Here is a 15,609-nt window from a genome sequence, read left to right as displayed (position 1 = left end):
ACGTGATCGAACAACGTGCCGTCCGCCGTTTCGCGCCCACCCGGGCGGGGATCATCAACCTGTGGGACTACCGCGACGAGGAGTTCCTCTTCGTCGACGGTTGGCTGGTGCTGCGCGGGCCGAACGGCTCCGGCAAGACCAAGGCCCTGGAGGTCCTCTTCCCGTACGTGTTGGACGGGCGGATCGAGCCGCGTCGGCTCAACCCGTTCGCCAGCGAGGACCGGACGATGAAGTCGAACCTGCTCTACCGGGGGCAGGACGTCGCCCACTCCTACGTGTGGATGGAGTTCGGCAACGGCGAGTCGTACGTGACGGTCGGGATCGGGCTGCGCGCCCACCGGCACGTCGACCGGGTGACCCGCTGGCACTTCGTCACCGACGGCCGGGTCGGTCTCGATTTCTCCCTGCTGGACGCCGACGACCGGCCGTTGACCCGGCGCGATCTGATCAATCAGCTCGGTGCCGAGGCGGTGAAGGACTCGCCGGAGGAGCACCGGCACCTGATCGACAGCCGGCTGTTCGGGCTCGGTCCGGCGCGCTATGAGCAACTGCTCGATCTGGTGTTGACGCTGCGCAAGCCGCAACTGGCCAAGGACCTCAACCCGGTGGAGCTGTCCCGGACCCTGCAACGGGGCCTGCGGCCCATCGAGGACCATCTGCTCGTCGAGGCGGCCCGCTCGTTCGACGACATGGAGGCGGTCGCCCGTACCCTCGAAGGGCTGGCCGCGGCGGACGGCGCCACCGCCGCCTTCCTCACCGTCTACTCCACCTACCTGCGCACCCACGCCCGGGCCGCGGCGGACCTGCTGACCGCACGCCGGGACGCGATCGCCGGCCGGTCCCGGGCGCTGACCGAGGCGGGCCACGAGGCCACAGCGGCGAGCGCGGCGGAGGAGGCGGCCGGCAGCGCCCTGCGGAGCGTCGAGGGGGAGCCGGGTCGGCTGCGGGCGCACCTGGACCGGCTGAAGAGTTCCGCGGCGTACCAGTCCCACGAGCAGCTCGCCGACCTGGAACGGCACGTGCACGACCTAGCCGTGGCGGCCGAGCGGGCCGGCAGTTCGGTCTCCGACGAGCAGACGGCCAGCACCCGGCGGCGCGGCGAGTGGGAGCAGGCCGTCGTGGCGGCCCGGGATGCCCGGGCGGCGGCCGACCGCCTCGCCACCGAGTTGCTGCTCGACGCCGAGGCGGCCGGGATCGTCTGGTCGGCCGAGGACAACGCGGCCGGGGGACTGGCCACCCGACTCGGCGCCCGGGCCGGCGCCCGCCGCGACGACGTGCGTGCCGTTCGTGAGCGGGCGTCCCGGCACGCCCAGGCCGAGCGCGACCAGATCCGCGCCGCCGGGGAGGCCACCGCGGCGGCGGAGGCGCTCACCGACGCCGAGCAGGCCGAGCAGCGTGCCGAGCAGGCGGTTGCGCAGACCCGGGCAGAGCTGCGCGCCGACCTGGACCGGTGGGCACGCCAGCACGCCGCCCTGCTGCCCGACCTCGACCAGCCGGATTTTGCGGCGCTGCTGGCCGGTGCCGTCGACGCCGTCGGCGAACCCGGCGCGCCGACCCTGCGGGAGCTGTACGCGGACACCACCGCGCCAGCGGTGCACCGGCACCGGGACCGGCTCGCCGAACTGAACGCCCAGCGGACGGTGCTGACCGGCCGTCGGTCCGAGTTGGCCGCCGAACGGGACCGGATCCGCGCCGAACAGGACGACGCTCCGCCGGCCCCGCTGACCCGTACCGCCGGGCGTGCGGACCGGGCGGGCGCCCCGCTGTGGCGGCTGGTCCGGTACCGCGAGTCGGTGCCCGCCGACGACGCCGCCGCCATCGAGGCGGCCCTGCACGCCGCCGGACTGCTGGACGCGTGGGTGCACCCCGACGCCGGCTCCGCCGCGGCGGCGCTGGCCGGCGGCGACCTGGACGGCTACCTGCTGCCCCTGCCGGCGCACCGCCGTCCGGCCGGTGCCACCCTCGCCGACGTGCTGGTCGCCGAGGCACAGGACGAGGTGCCGGCCGACCGCGTCGCCGACGTGCTCGCCTCGGTGGCGCTGGCCGACGTGATCGAGCCGGAGCAGAGCGCCGCGGCGGCGATCGGCACCGACGGCCGGTACGCCCAGGGCGTCGCGGCCGGACGGTTCGCCAAGGACCGCTGCGAGTTCATCGGCGCCACCGCCCGGGCGGCCCGACGCGCCGCCCGGGTGGCCGAGTGCGACCGGCAACTCGCCGCCCTCGATGCCGAACTGGGCCTGCTCGACGAGCGGCGGGCGGCCACCGAACGGCTGCTGACCGCCGTGGCTGCCGCCGCCGGACAGCTGCCGTCCCTCGCCCCGATCCACACCGCGTTGCGGGAGCTGGAACGGGCCGCGGCCACGCTGCGTGGCCGGCAGGAGGCGGCGGCCGCGGCCAACGCCCGACTGGACCAGGCGCTTGCCGAACGGGCCACCGCCGAGGCGGCGCTGCGCCGGATCACGGCCGAGCGCTCCCTGCCGCTGGACCGCCTGGACGCCACCGCCGACGCGGTGGACCGGTTCGAACGCCGTGGGGTACGCCTCGACAGCGCTCACCCGGCCACCGTGCGCGCCGTCGAACAGGAGGAGCAGGCACAGCGGCGGCACGACGAGGCCGTCGACCGGCTGCTCGCCGCCGAAGAGGCGGCCCGTGCCGCCACGGACCGGCACCGGGAGAAGGCCGAGGCGTACCAGACCCTGCGCGCCAGCATCGGTGCCGAGGCGGAGCGGGTGCTGGCCGACGTGGCCCGCACCACCGACGAGATCGAACAGGCCGAGGCCGCTCTCGATCGGGTCCGGGCCGAACTGAGCGCCGCCCAGCAGCGGCGGGCCGCGGCGGTGACCCGGGTCGAGTTGAGTGAGCAGGCGGTCACCGCGGCGGTGACCGAGGCGCATCACGACGCGCTGCGGCTGCGCCCGTACGCCCGGCCCGACCTGCTGGGGTTGCTCCGCTGCCCGACCGAGCTGCGCTGGCCGGCGCGGGCGACCGACGAGGCGTCGGGCGTCCAGCTGGCGCCGGAGGTGGTCGCGCTGCACGAGGCGATCCTCACCGCCACCCGGGAGCTGAGCCCCACCGAGACCTCGCTCAAACAGAGCGCCACCCGGCTCACCACCGCGCTGACCGAGTTGCAGGCGCAGTTGCCGGCGGCCGGTCTCGACCACCGCCCCGAGTGGGAGACCGACGACGGGGTGATCCTCGTCCGGGTCGCCGACGAACAGGGACTCACGCCGGTCGCGCACTTCGCCGACCGGATCGCCCGCGAGCGGCGGGATCAGGAGCAACTGCTCACCGACGCCGAGCAGCGGGTCCTGGAGGACGCGCTGCTCGGCCAGCTGGCCCGGCAGATCCACCACCGGACCATCGAGGCCCGTGACCTGGTGTCGGCGATGGACACCCAGATGCGGGCCCGCCGGATGTCCAGCGGGCTCACCGTCGGGGTGGGCTGGCGGCTCGCCGACGACCTCGACGAGGAGCAGCGTGAGGTCTGCAAGCTGCTGGAACGGGACCCCGCCCGGTTGGGGCCGGCGCCGCTGACCACGATGCGCCGGCACTTCGCCGCCCGGATCAAGGCGGCCCGCGCGCTGCATCCCGAGCGGCCGTACCGGGAGCTGCTCGGTGAGGTGCTCGACTACCGGCAGTGGCGCACGTTCGCGTTCACCCTGCACCGGCCGGGCGGCGGCACCGAAGCCCTGACCCGGGCCCGGCACAGCCAGCTCTCCGGCGGCGAGCAGTCCGTGTCGCTGCACCTGCCGCTCTTCGCCGCCGCCAACGCGCTGTTCGGCTCGGCCCGACCGGACGCACCCCGGCTGCTCGGCCTGGACGAGGCGTTCGCCGGGGTGGACGACACCGGTCGGGGCGAGCTGATGGCGCTGGCCAAGCAGTTCGACCTGGACCTCTTCATGACCGGGTACGACCTGTGGGCCACCCATCCGGCCGTCCACGGCGCGGCCCACTACGACCTGTCCCACTCCGCCACCGAACACACCGTCTCCAGCCTGCTGCTGGTCTGGGACGGGTCGGTCAACATCGCCGACTTCGATGGAACGTTGGCCCGCGCGCTGGGTTCCCCGGAGACCCGTCGGAGGCTGGCCGTGGCCGGTCCCGACGCCGACGGGCCGCTCCTCCTCGACCTCACCACCGACCAGTGACGAACGACCCACGGCGGCTGGTGGAGGATCCGGGCTGGCGGCGGCTGTTGGCCGCGGCGCGGCGCAGCCTGGAACGCAACGGGGGACGACTCGACGGGTCGGTGAGCCTCCCGTCACCCAGCGACGACGAGCGGCTGGTCGTCATCGGGATCACCGGCGTACACCGGCCCGCCGGGACGGCGCGGCTCAGCGTACGGCTGGCCGATGTGGACGGTCAGCTGCGCGCCGTCCACGGGGTGGGGCTGCGCGACCTGCTCGCCGCCGCGACGCCGCTGCGCGACCGCGCGGCCGACGCGAAGCGGGACGCGGTGGCCCGGGACGCCCTGCTCGACCTCGCCGGCGAGGGCCGGTACGCCGCCGCCGGCTGGTACGCGCGGTGGCTCGACGGGCTGCGCCGCGACGGCACGCTGACCCGGGTCGTCCGGGCGGGGCTGCCGTTCCGGGATGTGGTCCGGGCGCTGGATGCCCTGCCGGCGGCGGACGAGCCGATCCCGGTCTTCGCCGACCGGGTGCTCGACGACACCAAGGCGCTCAGCGAAGGACCCCTGCGTGGCCTGGTGCTGCGGGCGGTCGCCGCCTGGCAGCAGGTGCCGGTGCCGGCCGGCGGCGAATCCGAGCGCGCGCTGTGGGAGTCCGTCGGACTGGTCCCGGACGATCTCGCCAGCCAGGTCCTGGTGCTCAACCTGCCGGCCGACGGTGGTCTGCTCGGCCGATGGCTGACCGAGGCCGCCGCCGCAGGCGAGCCGGTCCGGGTCACCCTGCATCAGCTTCGCCGCTTCCCGCTGGCGGTGACCGCCGGTGAGATCTTCGTCTGCGAGAACCCGGCCGTGCTGCGGACCGCGACCGGCGCGCTCGGGGCGCAGTCACCACCGCTGATCTGCACCGAGGGCGTGCCGTCGGCCGCGGTGCACACCCTGCTGCGCGCGGTCGGCGACACCGTGATCAGGTGGCGCAACGACTTCGACTGGACGGGCGTACGGCTGACCGCCGCCGCCCTCGACCGCTACCCGACGGCTGTGCCATGGCGGATGACCACCGCCGAGTACGCCCCGGCGGCCGGCTCCGGCCCGGCGCTGATCGGCGCGCCCGCCGCCACCGGCTGGGATCCGCCGCTCTCGGCTGCCATGCGGCAGGCTGGGCGGGCCGTGATGGAGGAACGCCTGCTCGCGCTGCTGCTCGACGACCTGCGGGCTGCCGGCCGGCGACGGCCGGCGGCCGGCGGCGGGCCCGGCTCGGTCAGCGCAGCCGGGTGATGGTCACCTCGACGGACTGGCCGGTGTTGGCCGGACCGGAGTAGACGCCCTTGAGCGGCGGCACGTCGCCGTACTCCCGCCCGCGTCCCACCACGACGTGCCGGGCGCCCACCGGGACCCCGTTGGTGGGGTCGAACGCCGTCCACCGGCCGGCCCACCACTCCACCCAGGCGTGACTCTGCCCGACGACGTCGTCGCCGATCTGCGCCGACGGTGTCGGGTGCAGGTAGCCGGAGACATAGCGCGCCGGGACGCCCATGCTGCGCAGCAGGCCGACGACGAGGTGGCTGATGTCCTGGCAGACGCCCTTGCGCTGGCGCCAGGCGTGCACCGCGTCGGTCTGCACGCCGGTGGCGCCGGCCGCGTACGCCACCTCCGCGCGGACCTGCTCGCAGAGCGCCAGGGCCGCGGCGTGCGGGGTGGCGTGGCCGCCGCGGATCGACTCGGCGAGCGCGGTCAGCTCCTCGTCCAGCGCCGTACGCGGCGTCGGCAGCAGCAGCTCGTACCAGCGGTCCACATGCTCCGGCACGGCGAGCTGGGCCCAGTCGGCCCCGCCGCCGGGCTCGATCAGATCGCCGGGCGGCAGCGTCTCGACCGTCGAGGTGGCGGTCACCTCCAGATGATCGTGCGGGCTGTGCACGTCCAGGGCGGTCACCTGGGTGCCCCAGTAGTCCTCGTAGCGATGGGTGCGGGCCGAGGGCCAGACCTCCAGCCGGCTGTCGAGCACCGCCTGGCGCGGCTCGTTACGCGGCGACATGCGGGCCTCGTTGTACGAGGAACCGACCTGTCCCGCGTACGCGAAGCCGGTCTTGTGCTGGATCCGCAACCGCCAGCTGTCGACCATCACGCCACCGTCCCCACTCACGCCACCGCCTCCGGCACCCAGCTGACCGCCGAGGTCTGCCGGAAGTATCGGAGCGTCACCGCGTCGTTCACCTGCGAGCAGGTGTTCTGCAGGCCGTCCAGCACCGTGCCGAGGTCGGCGATCAGCTCGTCGGCGCCCCGGAACTCCAGGTTGGTGCGGGCCCGGCCGATGATCCGCTGGGCGTCGGTGACCACGCCGGTGCGCCCGCTGCCCGGACCCGATCCGCCCGTGCGCTCCAGCTCGTGCAGGCGGGACTCCGCGGTGGAGAGGGCGGCGAAGACCGATCGTGGAAAGAGGCGGTCGAGCAGGAGGAACTCGGCGGCGTGCCGGTCGTCGAGGGAGCCGCGGTAGGTGCGCAGGAAGGTCTCCCACGCGCCGCACGAGCGCAGCAAGGTCACCCACGACGGGACGGCGGTGCTGGCCCGGGCATGGGTCAGCAGGAGTCGGGCCGTCATGTCGACCCGCTCGATGCTGCGGCCGAGCACCAGGAAGTGCCAGCCCTCGTCGCGGCTCATGGTGGCGTCGCCGAGGCCGGCCAGGACCGAGCAGCGTTCCCGTACCCAGCGGAAGAAGGCGTGCATGCCCTGCTGTTCGACCCGGCGGCGGGTGGCGGGCAGCGCATGCCAGGTGGCGTTGAGGCATTCCCACATGTCGGCCGAGATGGTCTCCCGGGCCCCGCGGGCGTTCTCCCGGGCGGCGGCCAGGGCGCCCACCACGGAACTCGGGCTGCCCGGGTCGAGGCCGAGCAGTTCGACCACCCGGGCCATGGAGACGGGTTGCGCCGGCTGCGCCACGCCCATCACGGCGAGCAGCGAGCGGCAGGCGGCCTCCTCGTCGACCAGGGGATCGGCGAGGATGCGGTGCAGGTGCACGTCGAGGATCCGGGCGGTGTCCTCGGCCCGCTCGGCGTACCGGCCGATCCAGTAGAGCGACTCGGCGATCCGGCTCAGCATGGCGTGCCTCCGTCGAGCCGGCTCGCCTGTTGCTGTTGTTGCTGCTGCGCGGCGACCGGGCCGGCGTCCGGCCCGGGGTCGGGACGACGCGTCGGGGGCAGGCCGCCGGTCACGCCGTCGGGCGCCGGCGGGCCACCGGGTGCCAGCGGCCGCGCCGACGGGCCACCGCGAGGCGCCGGCCGCGCCGACGTGCCGTCCCGGGGAGCGGCAGGCAGCGCCGCGACGTCCGGCTCGACGGCGCCGCGCGGCGCCGGGGCCAGCACCCAGGTGTCCTTCGAGCCTCCGCCCTGGCTGGAGTTGACCACCAGCGCGCCCTCCGGCAGCGCCACCCGGGTGAGACCGCCGGGCAGCACCCGGACCTGCTGCCCGTCGTTGACCGCGAACGGCCGCAGGTCGACGTGGCGGGCCCGCAGCCGGTTGCCGACCAGCGTCGGCACCATGGAGAGCGCCACCTCCCGCTGGGCGATCCATCCGCGCGGGTCGCGCCGGACCTGCCCACGCAGCCCGGCGAGCTCTTCGTCGGTCGCCTGCGAACCGATCACGATGCCGGCGCCGCCGGAGCCGTCGACCGGCTTGAGCACCAGTTGGTCGAGCCGGCCCAGGACGTGGTCGAGGACGTCCGGGTCCTCCAGCCGGTAGGTCTCCACGTTGGGCAGGACCGGCTCCTCGCCGAGGTAGTACCGGATCAGGTCGGGGACGTAGGTGTAGAGCAGCTTGTCGTCGGCGACCCCGTTGCCGACCGCGTTGGCGATGGTCACCCGTCCGGCGCGGGCCGCGTTGAGCAGGCCGGCGACACCGAGCACCGAGTCGGCCCGGAAGTGCACCGGATCGAGGAACTCGTCGTCGATCCGCCGGTAGATCACGTCGACCCGTTGCTCGCCCGCCGTCGTGCGCATCGCGACCTCGTTGTCCACGCAGACCAGGTCACGTCCCTCGACCAGCTCGACCCCCATCTCGCGGGCCAGCAGCGCATGCTCGAAGTACGCGGAGTTGTGCACCCCGGGGGTCAGCACCACCACCGTGGGGTCGGCGGTCCCGGCCGGCGCCGCGGCGCGCAGGGCCCGCAACAGCTGCCCGGGGTACGAGTCGACCGGCTGGATCCGGGTGGCCGCGAAGACCTCGGGCAGCACGTTGGCCATGGCCCGGCGGTTCTCCATCACGTAGCTGACCCCGGACGGCACCCGGACGTTGTCCTCCAGCACCCGGAAGTCGCCGACCTCGTCGCGGATCAGGTCGACCCCGGCGACGTGGACGCGTACCCCGTTGGGCGGGACGACACCGGCGGCCTCCCGGTGGAAGTGTGCGCTGGTCACCACCACCCGGCGGGGCACCACCCGGTCGGCGAGCACCTGCGCCGGCCCGTAGATGTCGGCTAGGAACGCCTCCAGCGCGCGGACCCGCTGCGCCACTCCGACCTCGACCACCCGCCACTGCTCGGCGGAGATGATGCGCGGCACGATGTCGAGCGGGAAGGGGCGCTCGACGCCCTTGAGCGCGAAGGTGATCCCCTGGTCCAGGAAGGCGCGGGCCAGTACCTCGGCCCGGCCGCCGAGCTCGGCGCTGGAGAGGGCCTGGAGCGTGGCGTGCAGCGCCTCGTACGTCTCCCGGGGGATGCCCGGCTCGCTGAACATCTCGTCCCAACCAGGGCCGAGGCGGTAGTCCTCGAACAAGTCCGCCATGAGCTGACGTTACGCCGATCTCGTTTCTGAGCGGTAACACAGCCGACGCGAAGGATTGACAACGGTCTACGGGCTGGACCATGATCGCGAAAATAACCTCAACCGCCCCTTCTCGTCACGAACCAGGCTCGATCCGCATGGCGGCCCGTCCCCGGTCTGTCCCCGGCCGGGCGCAGCGCCGTCAACCGCCGCCGCATCGATCGACAGGAGTAAGCGCATGGTTGTGCAGGAGCAGCAACCGCCGGTGAGCGTCCCGGACGACCGGCCACCGAAATGGACACCTCGACGGATCGCGGTCTGGGCCGGCATCGCGCTGCTGGGCGGTATCGCCTGGTCGATCCTGGCGCTGGGCCGGGGCGAGACGGTCAACGCCATCTGGTTCGTCTTCGCGGCGCTCTGCTCGTACGCGATCGCGTACCGGTTCTACGCCCGGTTCATCGTCACCCGCGTCCTGCGGGCGGACGACACCCGGGCGACTCCGGCCGAGCGGCTGGAGAACGGGCTCGACTACAACCGCACCGACCGGCGGGTCACCTACGGTCACCACTTCGCCGCCATCGCCGGTGCGGGGCCGCTGGTCGGCCCGGTGCTGGCCGCCCAGATGGGCTACCTTCCGGGGACCATCTGGATCATCGTCGGGGTCATCGTCGCCGGTGCCGTGCAGGACCTGATGGTGCTGTTCTTCTCGATGCGACGCAACGGGCGTTCGCTGGGGCAGATGGCCCGGCAGGACATCGGCCCGGTGGGCGGGATCGCGGCGCTCGTCGCCGTGCTGGCCATCATGATCATGATTCTGGCGGTGCTGGCGCTGGTCGTCGTCAACGCGCTGGCGGAGTCGCCGTGGGGCGTCTTCTCCATCGCGATGACCATTCCCATCGCCTTCTTCATGGGCGTCTACCTGCGGTACCTGCGCCCGGGGCGGATCGTCGAGGTGAGCCTGCTCGGCTGCGGGCTGCTCATCCTGGCGATCGTCTCCGGCGGCTGGGTCGCCGCCTCGTCGCTGGCCCCGATGTTCACCCTCGACAAGGTGACCCTGGTCTGGTGCCTGATCGGCTACGGGTTCGCCGCATCGGTGCTGCCGGTCTGGATGCTCCTGGCGCCGCGCGACTACCTGTCCACCTTCATGAAGGTCGGCACCATCGGCCTGCTGGCCGTCGGCATCCTGGTGGCCGCGCCCTCCACCACCATGCCGGCGTTCACCGACTTCGCCTTCAACGGCGCCGGTCCGGTCTTCGCCGGCGCGCTCTTCCCGTTCGTCTTCATCATCATCGCCTGCGGCGCGTTGTCCGGCTTCCACGCGCTGATCGCCTCCGGCACCACGCCGAAGATGATCGAGAAGGAGCGCCAGGTCCGCCTCGTCGGCTACGGCGGCATGCTGACCGAGTCGTTCGTGGCCATCATGGCTCTGGTCGCGGCCTGCACGATCGACCAGGGGCTGTACTTCGCGATGAACTCGGCGGCCGGGGCCACCGGCGGCACCGCGGCCGGCGCCGCGGACTTCGTCAACGGCCTGGGGCTGGCCGGTGTCTCGATCACCGCCGAGGACCTGAACGCCGCCGCCGCGGCGGTGCAGGAGGAATCGCTCGTCTCGCGTACCGGTGGGGCCCCCACCCTGGCGATCGGCATATCGGAGATTCTCAGTGCCATCTTCGGGGGCGCCGGCGCCAAGGCGTTCTGGTACCACTTCGCCATCATGTTCGAGGCCCTGTTCATCCTCACCACGGTCGACGCCGGCACCCGGGTCGGCCGGTTCATGTTGCAGGACACCGTCGGCAACGTGATCCCGCGCTTCAAGGACACGTCCTGGAAGGTCGGCTCCGTCCTCGCCAGCGCGGTCATCGTCGCCGCCTGGGGGTCGATCCTGCTGATGGGAGTCACCGACCCGCTGGGCGGCATCAACACCCTGTTCCCGCTCTTCGGCATCTCCAACCAGTTGCTGGCCGCGGTGGCGCTGGCGGTCTGCGTCACCATCCTCTGCAAGACCGGCCGGGTCCGGTACGCCTGGGTGCCCGGCATCCCGCTGGCCTGGGACGCGGTCGTCACCCTCACCGCCAGCTGGCAGAAGATCTTCAGCGACGACCCGAGGATCGGCTACTGGGCCCAGCACACCCAGTACCGGGACGCGATCGCGGCGGGTCAGACCCAGCTCGGGCCGGCGTCGAACCTCGACCAGATGGAGGCGGTGGTGCGGAACACCTTCGTCCAGGGGACGCTGTCGATCCTCTTCGCCGTGCTCATCATCGTGATCCTGGCCGACGCCATCCGGGTCTGCGTGTCCCACCTGCGCAGCGGGCGGATCAGCGACAGCGAGCATCCGCACGAACCGTCGAAGGTCTTCGCCCCGGCCGGGCTCTTCGCCACCGCCGAGGAGAAGCGCATCCAGCAGATGTGGGCGCAGCACCGCCCCGAGTCGCCGGAGGCGCCCGCGGTCCTGGCCGGCCGCGAGTGACCAGGTCCGCCCGCGACGGCAGGCCGCGCGCCCAGGACTACGCCAGGTCCGCCTGGTCGGCCCTGGGCCGCGGCTGCCGGCACGTCATCTGGTACGCCCGGGAGGTGGTCGGCGAGAACGACTACCAGCACTACCTGGATCACCTGCGCCGCCACCACCCGCACACCCGACCCGTGTCGCGGCGGGTGTTCGAGCAGGCCAAGACGGAACGGCTCGAAACCCGGCCGAACAGCCGCTGCTGCTGAGAACGCGGTGCCGGTCCTGCCCCGGGCGGCCGTGGCGGTGGACGCGGTGACGGCCGGTGGCCGTCACCGCGTCCGGGGCCGTGCCTCCGTCGTGGACAGGGAGAGCCAGTAGACGCCGTGACCGGCCACGCCGAGGTCGTACTCGCCGGACTCCTGCACCTTGGGGAACTCGGCTCCGCCCATCAGCTCCCGCGGCCGGCGGCCGGTGTGCGACGACAGGTCCATCGTCGTGGTCTGCGGGTACCGCGAGAAGTTGAAGACGCAGAGCACCTCGTCGCCGGGCTCGCCGCGGAGGAACGCCAGGACCGCCGGGTTGGTCGACCGGACGATGCGGCAGCCCGGGCGGGCAAAGGCCGGCCAGGCGTGCCGCGTCTCGATCAGCTTCTCGACCACGTGCAGCAGCGAGGAGCGCGAGCGGAGCTGGTTCTCCACGTTGACCGCCATGTAGCCGTAGATCGACTCGTGGATCAGCGGCGCCGGCAGGTTCTCCGGCTGTGCCACGGAGAAACCGCCGTTGCGGTCCGGCGCCCACTGCATCGGCGTGTTGACCGCCAGGTGGCCCGGCAGCGACAGGTTCTCGCCCATGCCGATCTCGTCGCCGTAGTAGACGACCGGCACGCCGGGCAGGGAGAGCAACAGCGCGAAGGCGAGTTCCAGTTGCCCCCGGTCGTCGTTGAGCAGGCTGGCCGTGCGCCGGCGGATGCCGGTCGCGCCGCGCATCCGGGCCAACGGCGCGTACGCGCGCAGCAGCTCGTCGCGTTCCCGCTCGTGCAGCAGGCCCAGCGGCATGTCGTCGCCGTTGCGCAGGAAGACCGCCCAGTGCCGGTCACCCGGCTGGTCCCGCATCTGCGCCAGCACCCGGGAGACCGGCCGGTGCGTCTCCCGTCGCATGGCGAGCAGCAGGCTCGGCATCAGCGAGGCGTACGTGACCAGGTGGCACTCGGGGTGCTCGTCGGTGCCGAAGTACGCGCTCGCGCCCTCCGGCCAGTCCTCGCTCCACGCGACGATGATCCGGTTCGGGTACGTCGAGTCCAGCCAGGACCGCAGTTCCCGCAGGTAGTTGTGGGTCTCGTCGAGTCCCTTGCTCGACGTGCCGCTGCGCTCGAACAGGTAGGGGACGGTGAGCAGCCGTAGGCCGTCGACCCCGTGCCGCAGCCAGAAGTCCATCACGTCGCGCATCGCGGCGTGCACCTCGGGCGCGTCGTAGTTCAGGTCCGGCTCGTGCCGGCCGTAACGGTGCCAGTAGTACTGACGCCGCCGGCCGTCGTACGTCCATCCCGCGCCTTGGCTGCCCAGCGGGTCGTCCGCCTCGGCGTAGCCCTCGTCGGTGTCACTCCACACGTAGAAGTTCCCGTACGGGCCGGTCGGGTCGCCGCGCGAGGCCTCGAACCACGGGTGCTGGTCGCTGGTGTGGTTGAGCACCAGGTCCAGCACCACCCGCAGGCCCTGCCGGCGGGCGAGGCTGAGCAGCTCCAGCAGGTGCGACGGCTGCCCGAGCCCCTCGTCGATGGCCTCGAAGTCGGTCGCCGCCCGCCCGTCGCCGAGCGCCGGCGACGCCATGATCGGGTTCAGCAGCAGGCAGTCGACGCCGAGCCGGCGCAGGTAGTCCAGCTTCTCGGTGACGCCCCGCAGGTCGCCGTGGCCGTCACCGTCCGAGTCGTAGAAGAACCGCACGTTCACCTCGTAGAACGTGCTGCCGGCCGCCCAGTTCGGGTCGCCCGGTGGCGCCGGGCCGGGCTCCTCGGCGACCTCGGCGCGGGCGACGCGGAGCCGACCCGACAGGGCCTGCCGGGCCCGCTCGGCCACCCGCTCGGCCGGATCCCGCTCCAGGGTCTCCAGCGTCTCGAACACCGCCACCAACTGTTCCCGGCTCCGGTGCTTGCCGTGCGCCCAGTTGCTCAGTTCCTCCACGGCCAGCACCCGGGCCGCCGGGAGTCCGTTGCGGGTGAGCGCGAGCAGGTCGCCGGGAATCAGCTCGGGCCGGCGGGGCGCGTTGCCGAGGATCAGGTCCCCGACTCCGGCGGCCCGCATCTGGGGCGTCTGCCGGCGTTCCCGGTCGACCATCCGGACCGCCGCGTACTCGAAGGCCTCCCGGACGCTGATGATCCCGTTGCCGTCGCGGTCGGCGGCGCCGGTCCGCAGCCCTTCGAGGAACGGGCCGGAGAACGCGGAGGGCAGCGCGTGCTGCCGGTAGCCGTCCCCCTCGTGGGCCAACTCGGTGGCTCCGGCGGAGACCACCACGATCCGGCTGCGATCGCCGCGCTGCTTGAGGTCGCCGAAGGCGCCCGCGTGGCAGCAGTCCAGGATCAGCACCAGCTCGCTGGCCCGGCACTCGTCGATCCAGTGCCGCAGCTCGTCGGTGGGGATCGCGGTCGGTGGCAGGCGGTCCGGGTTGGTGTCGGTCGCGGTGAGGTACAGGCGGTGGCCCTCGTGCAGCCGCCCGTGGCCGGAGTAGTACACGAGCAGGAAGTCGTGCGGCTCCGCGCTCTTCAGGAAGTCGTAGAGCGTCACCTGCACGGTGTGCGAGTCGTCGTCGAGACCGGCCCGGACGTCGTCGAACGCGCCGATGCCGGGATCCCGGAGCAGCCGGGCCCAGTCCCTCAGGTCACTGGCGGGTGAGTCGAGTTCCGGCAGCGCCTCGCTGGCGTAGGCGCCCACGCCGATCAGCAGCGCGCGCTTCACCGCGACGCCCCATCCGATCCGGATCCCCCGGTGTCACTCACCGTCGTTCTTCGGCGGCCGGGTGGGCGTGCCCCGCTGGGTCGCCGACGCCGACGTGATGGCCTCGGTCAGGGTCTGCTCCGACACGTCCTGCACGTCGATCTCGGTGTGGTCCGGCAGGGTCATCCGCAGTCGCGTGTCCGTGTTGCGTTCCTGGTAGCGCTTGATGACCTCGGCCAGGTGCCGGATGTCCGCCGCCGCCCGCCGCACGGTCGGCACGGCGAAGACGCTCAGCGCGAGTACGCCGAAGATGAAGTTGACCCGATCCCGCGTCCCCGGCTCGGCCTCCGCGGCCATCTCCGTCGCCTCGACACCCGGCAGCTGGTTCAGGTGGTCCTTCAGATGGCGCGCCTGCTCGGCCAGTTCCTCATCGGTCACCGGCCCGTCGGACACGACCCGCAAGATCATTCCTTCGGCCATGATCCCATGGTGGTCCCTGGCCGTGATCAGGTGCAAGGGACAGAGCGGACACCGGGTGGACCAACCGACCTCGCGCTGACCGCAGCCGCTCAGCTAGCCTTGCCGAGGAAGCCCGGCGAGGGCGGGCCGGAGGGATCGGGGACCCAGGTGCCACGACGGGCGCGGCTCGTTCACTACTGGGACGACCGGGCTGCTGGCTACGAGCAGAAGACGGCCACGGTGGAGCGTCGTCTCCTCGCCGCAAGCCGTCGCTGGCTGTGCCGGCGGGCCACCGGCGCCACCCTTGAGCTGGCCGTCGGCACCGGGCTCAACTTCCCGCACTACCCCGACGACGTACGCCTCACCGGGGTCGACTGGAGCCCGGAGATGCTGCGGACCGCCGCCCGGCGGGCCAGCCGGGCGGCCCGACCGGTCGCGCTCGTCCGGGCGGACGCCGTGGCGCTGCCCTTCGCCGACGAGGAGTTCGACACCGTGCTGTGCACCTTTGCCCTGTGCTGCGTCCCCGACGAACGCGCCGCCCTCATCGAAGCGGTCCGGGTGCTGCGGCCCGGCGGCAACCTGCTGCTCGCCGATCACATCGTCGCCTCCCACCCGGTCGTGCGCGCCGTCCAGCACGTCGCCGAGCTGGTGAGCATCCCGTTGCAGGGTGAGCACTACACCCGGCGTCCGCTGCACACCGTCCGGCGACTCGGCTTCGAGACGGTCGACACGGAGCGCCTGACCTACGGCGCCATCGAGCGCGTCCACGCCCGCAAGCCCACCCACCCCTGAACCCACCGCGCCGACCAGTCGCCACCCGCGGCACGGCCGATCTTGGACAGTTCCCGTTTGTGGCTCACGGGAACTGTCCAAGATCGCGTACTACGAGGACGTTGC

Annotated in this window: 10 protein-coding genes; 5 read left to right on the top strand and 5 right to left on the bottom strand. The window is 73.0% G+C overall.

Annotation, left to right across the window (positions count from 1 at the left end):
- The first annotated feature begins 2 nt into the window (after nucleotides 1-2).
- Both ACQPYA_RS17880 and ACQPYA_RS17875 read left to right on the top strand, forming a co-directional pair.
- Nucleotides 3-4,148: a TIGR02680 family protein gene (locus tag ACQPYA_RS17880; protein ID WP_433528225.1), complete on the top strand. Its 4,146-nt coding sequence runs from the start codon at nucleotides 3-5 to the stop codon at nucleotides 4,146-4,148.
- Nucleotides 4,145-5,401: a TIGR02679 family protein gene (locus ACQPYA_RS17875; protein ID WP_433528224.1), complete on the top strand. Its 1,257-nt coding sequence runs from the start codon at nucleotides 4,145-4,147 to the stop codon at nucleotides 5,399-5,401. Before ACQPYA_RS17880 ends, ACQPYA_RS17875 begins: the two co-directional genes overlap by 4 nt.
- On the opposite strand, the gene ACQPYA_RS17870 is transcribed toward ACQPYA_RS17875, so the two are convergent.
- Genes ACQPYA_RS17870 through ACQPYA_RS17860 form a run of 3 tightly spaced genes read right to left on the bottom strand, consistent with a single transcriptional unit; the run spans nucleotide 5,385 to nucleotide 8,898 of the window.
- Nucleotides 5,385-6,266 carry a transglutaminase family protein gene (locus ACQPYA_RS17870; RefSeq protein WP_433528223.1) on the bottom strand — a complete coding sequence of 294 codons (882 nt, stop codon included), beginning with the start codon at nucleotides 6,264-6,266 and terminating at the stop codon, nucleotides 5,385-5,387. The genes ACQPYA_RS17875 and ACQPYA_RS17870 overlap by 17 nt on opposite strands.
- Nucleotides 6,263-7,219, bottom strand: a complete 957-nt coding sequence (locus tag ACQPYA_RS17865) for an alpha-E domain-containing protein (RefSeq protein WP_433528222.1) — start codon at nucleotides 7,217-7,219, stop codon at nucleotides 6,263-6,265. The genes ACQPYA_RS17870 and ACQPYA_RS17865 overlap by 4 nt, the downstream gene beginning before the upstream one ends.
- Nucleotides 7,213-8,898, bottom strand: coding sequence for a circularly permuted type 2 ATP-grasp protein (locus ACQPYA_RS17860; RefSeq protein ID WP_433528221.1), 1,686 nt, complete (start codon nucleotides 8,896-8,898; stop codon nucleotides 7,213-7,215). Before ACQPYA_RS17860 ends, ACQPYA_RS17865 begins: the two co-directional genes overlap by 7 nt.
- Nucleotides 8,899-9,115: 217 nt before the next feature.
- Between ACQPYA_RS17860 and ACQPYA_RS17855 the strand changes: the two genes are divergently transcribed.
- Together ACQPYA_RS17855 and ACQPYA_RS17850 are read left to right on the top strand one after the other, a co-directional pair.
- Nucleotides 9,116-11,347, top strand: a complete 2,232-nt coding sequence (locus ACQPYA_RS17855) for a carbon starvation CstA family protein (RefSeq protein WP_433528220.1) — start codon at nucleotides 9,116-9,118, stop codon at nucleotides 11,345-11,347.
- Nucleotides 11,344-11,592: a CstA-like transporter-associated (seleno)protein gene (locus tag ACQPYA_RS17850; protein WP_433528219.1), complete on the top strand. Its 249-nt coding sequence runs from the start codon at nucleotides 11,344-11,346 to the stop codon at nucleotides 11,590-11,592. Before ACQPYA_RS17855 ends, ACQPYA_RS17850 begins: the two co-directional genes overlap by 4 nt.
- A gap of 63 nt (nucleotides 11,593-11,655) precedes the next feature.
- Here the strand turns inward: ACQPYA_RS17850 and ACQPYA_RS17845 are convergent, their stop codons facing one another.
- Both ACQPYA_RS17845 and ACQPYA_RS17840 read right to left on the bottom strand, forming a co-directional pair.
- The gene (locus ACQPYA_RS17845; protein WP_433528218.1) at nucleotides 11,656-14,274 is read right to left on the bottom strand and encodes a caspase, EACC1-associated type; all 2,619 of its coding nucleotides are present in this window, start codon (nucleotides 14,272-14,274) and stop codon (nucleotides 11,656-11,658) included.
- Nucleotides 14,275-14,307: 33 nt separating this feature from the next.
- The gene (locus tag ACQPYA_RS17840; protein WP_433528217.1) at nucleotides 14,308-14,733 is read right to left on the bottom strand and encodes a hypothetical protein; all 426 of its coding nucleotides are present in this window, start codon (nucleotides 14,731-14,733) and stop codon (nucleotides 14,308-14,310) included.
- A gap of 147 nt (nucleotides 14,734-14,880) precedes the next feature.
- Between ACQPYA_RS17840 and ACQPYA_RS17835 the strand changes: the two genes are divergently transcribed.
- A complete protein-coding gene (locus ACQPYA_RS17835; RefSeq protein WP_433528216.1) occupies nucleotides 14,881-15,504 on the top strand; it encodes a class I SAM-dependent methyltransferase in 624 nt (207 codons plus the stop codon).
- Nucleotides 15,505-15,609: the final 105 nt, after the last annotated feature.

Origin of the sequence: Micromonospora sp. CA-263727, from assembly GCF_050942455.1 — a bacterium.
Lineage (GTDB): Bacteria > Actinomycetota > Actinomycetes > Mycobacteriales > Micromonosporaceae > Micromonospora.
The sequence above is the reverse complement of the archived record's forward strand: the minus strand, read 5'-3'. Positions and strand labels throughout refer to the sequence as shown.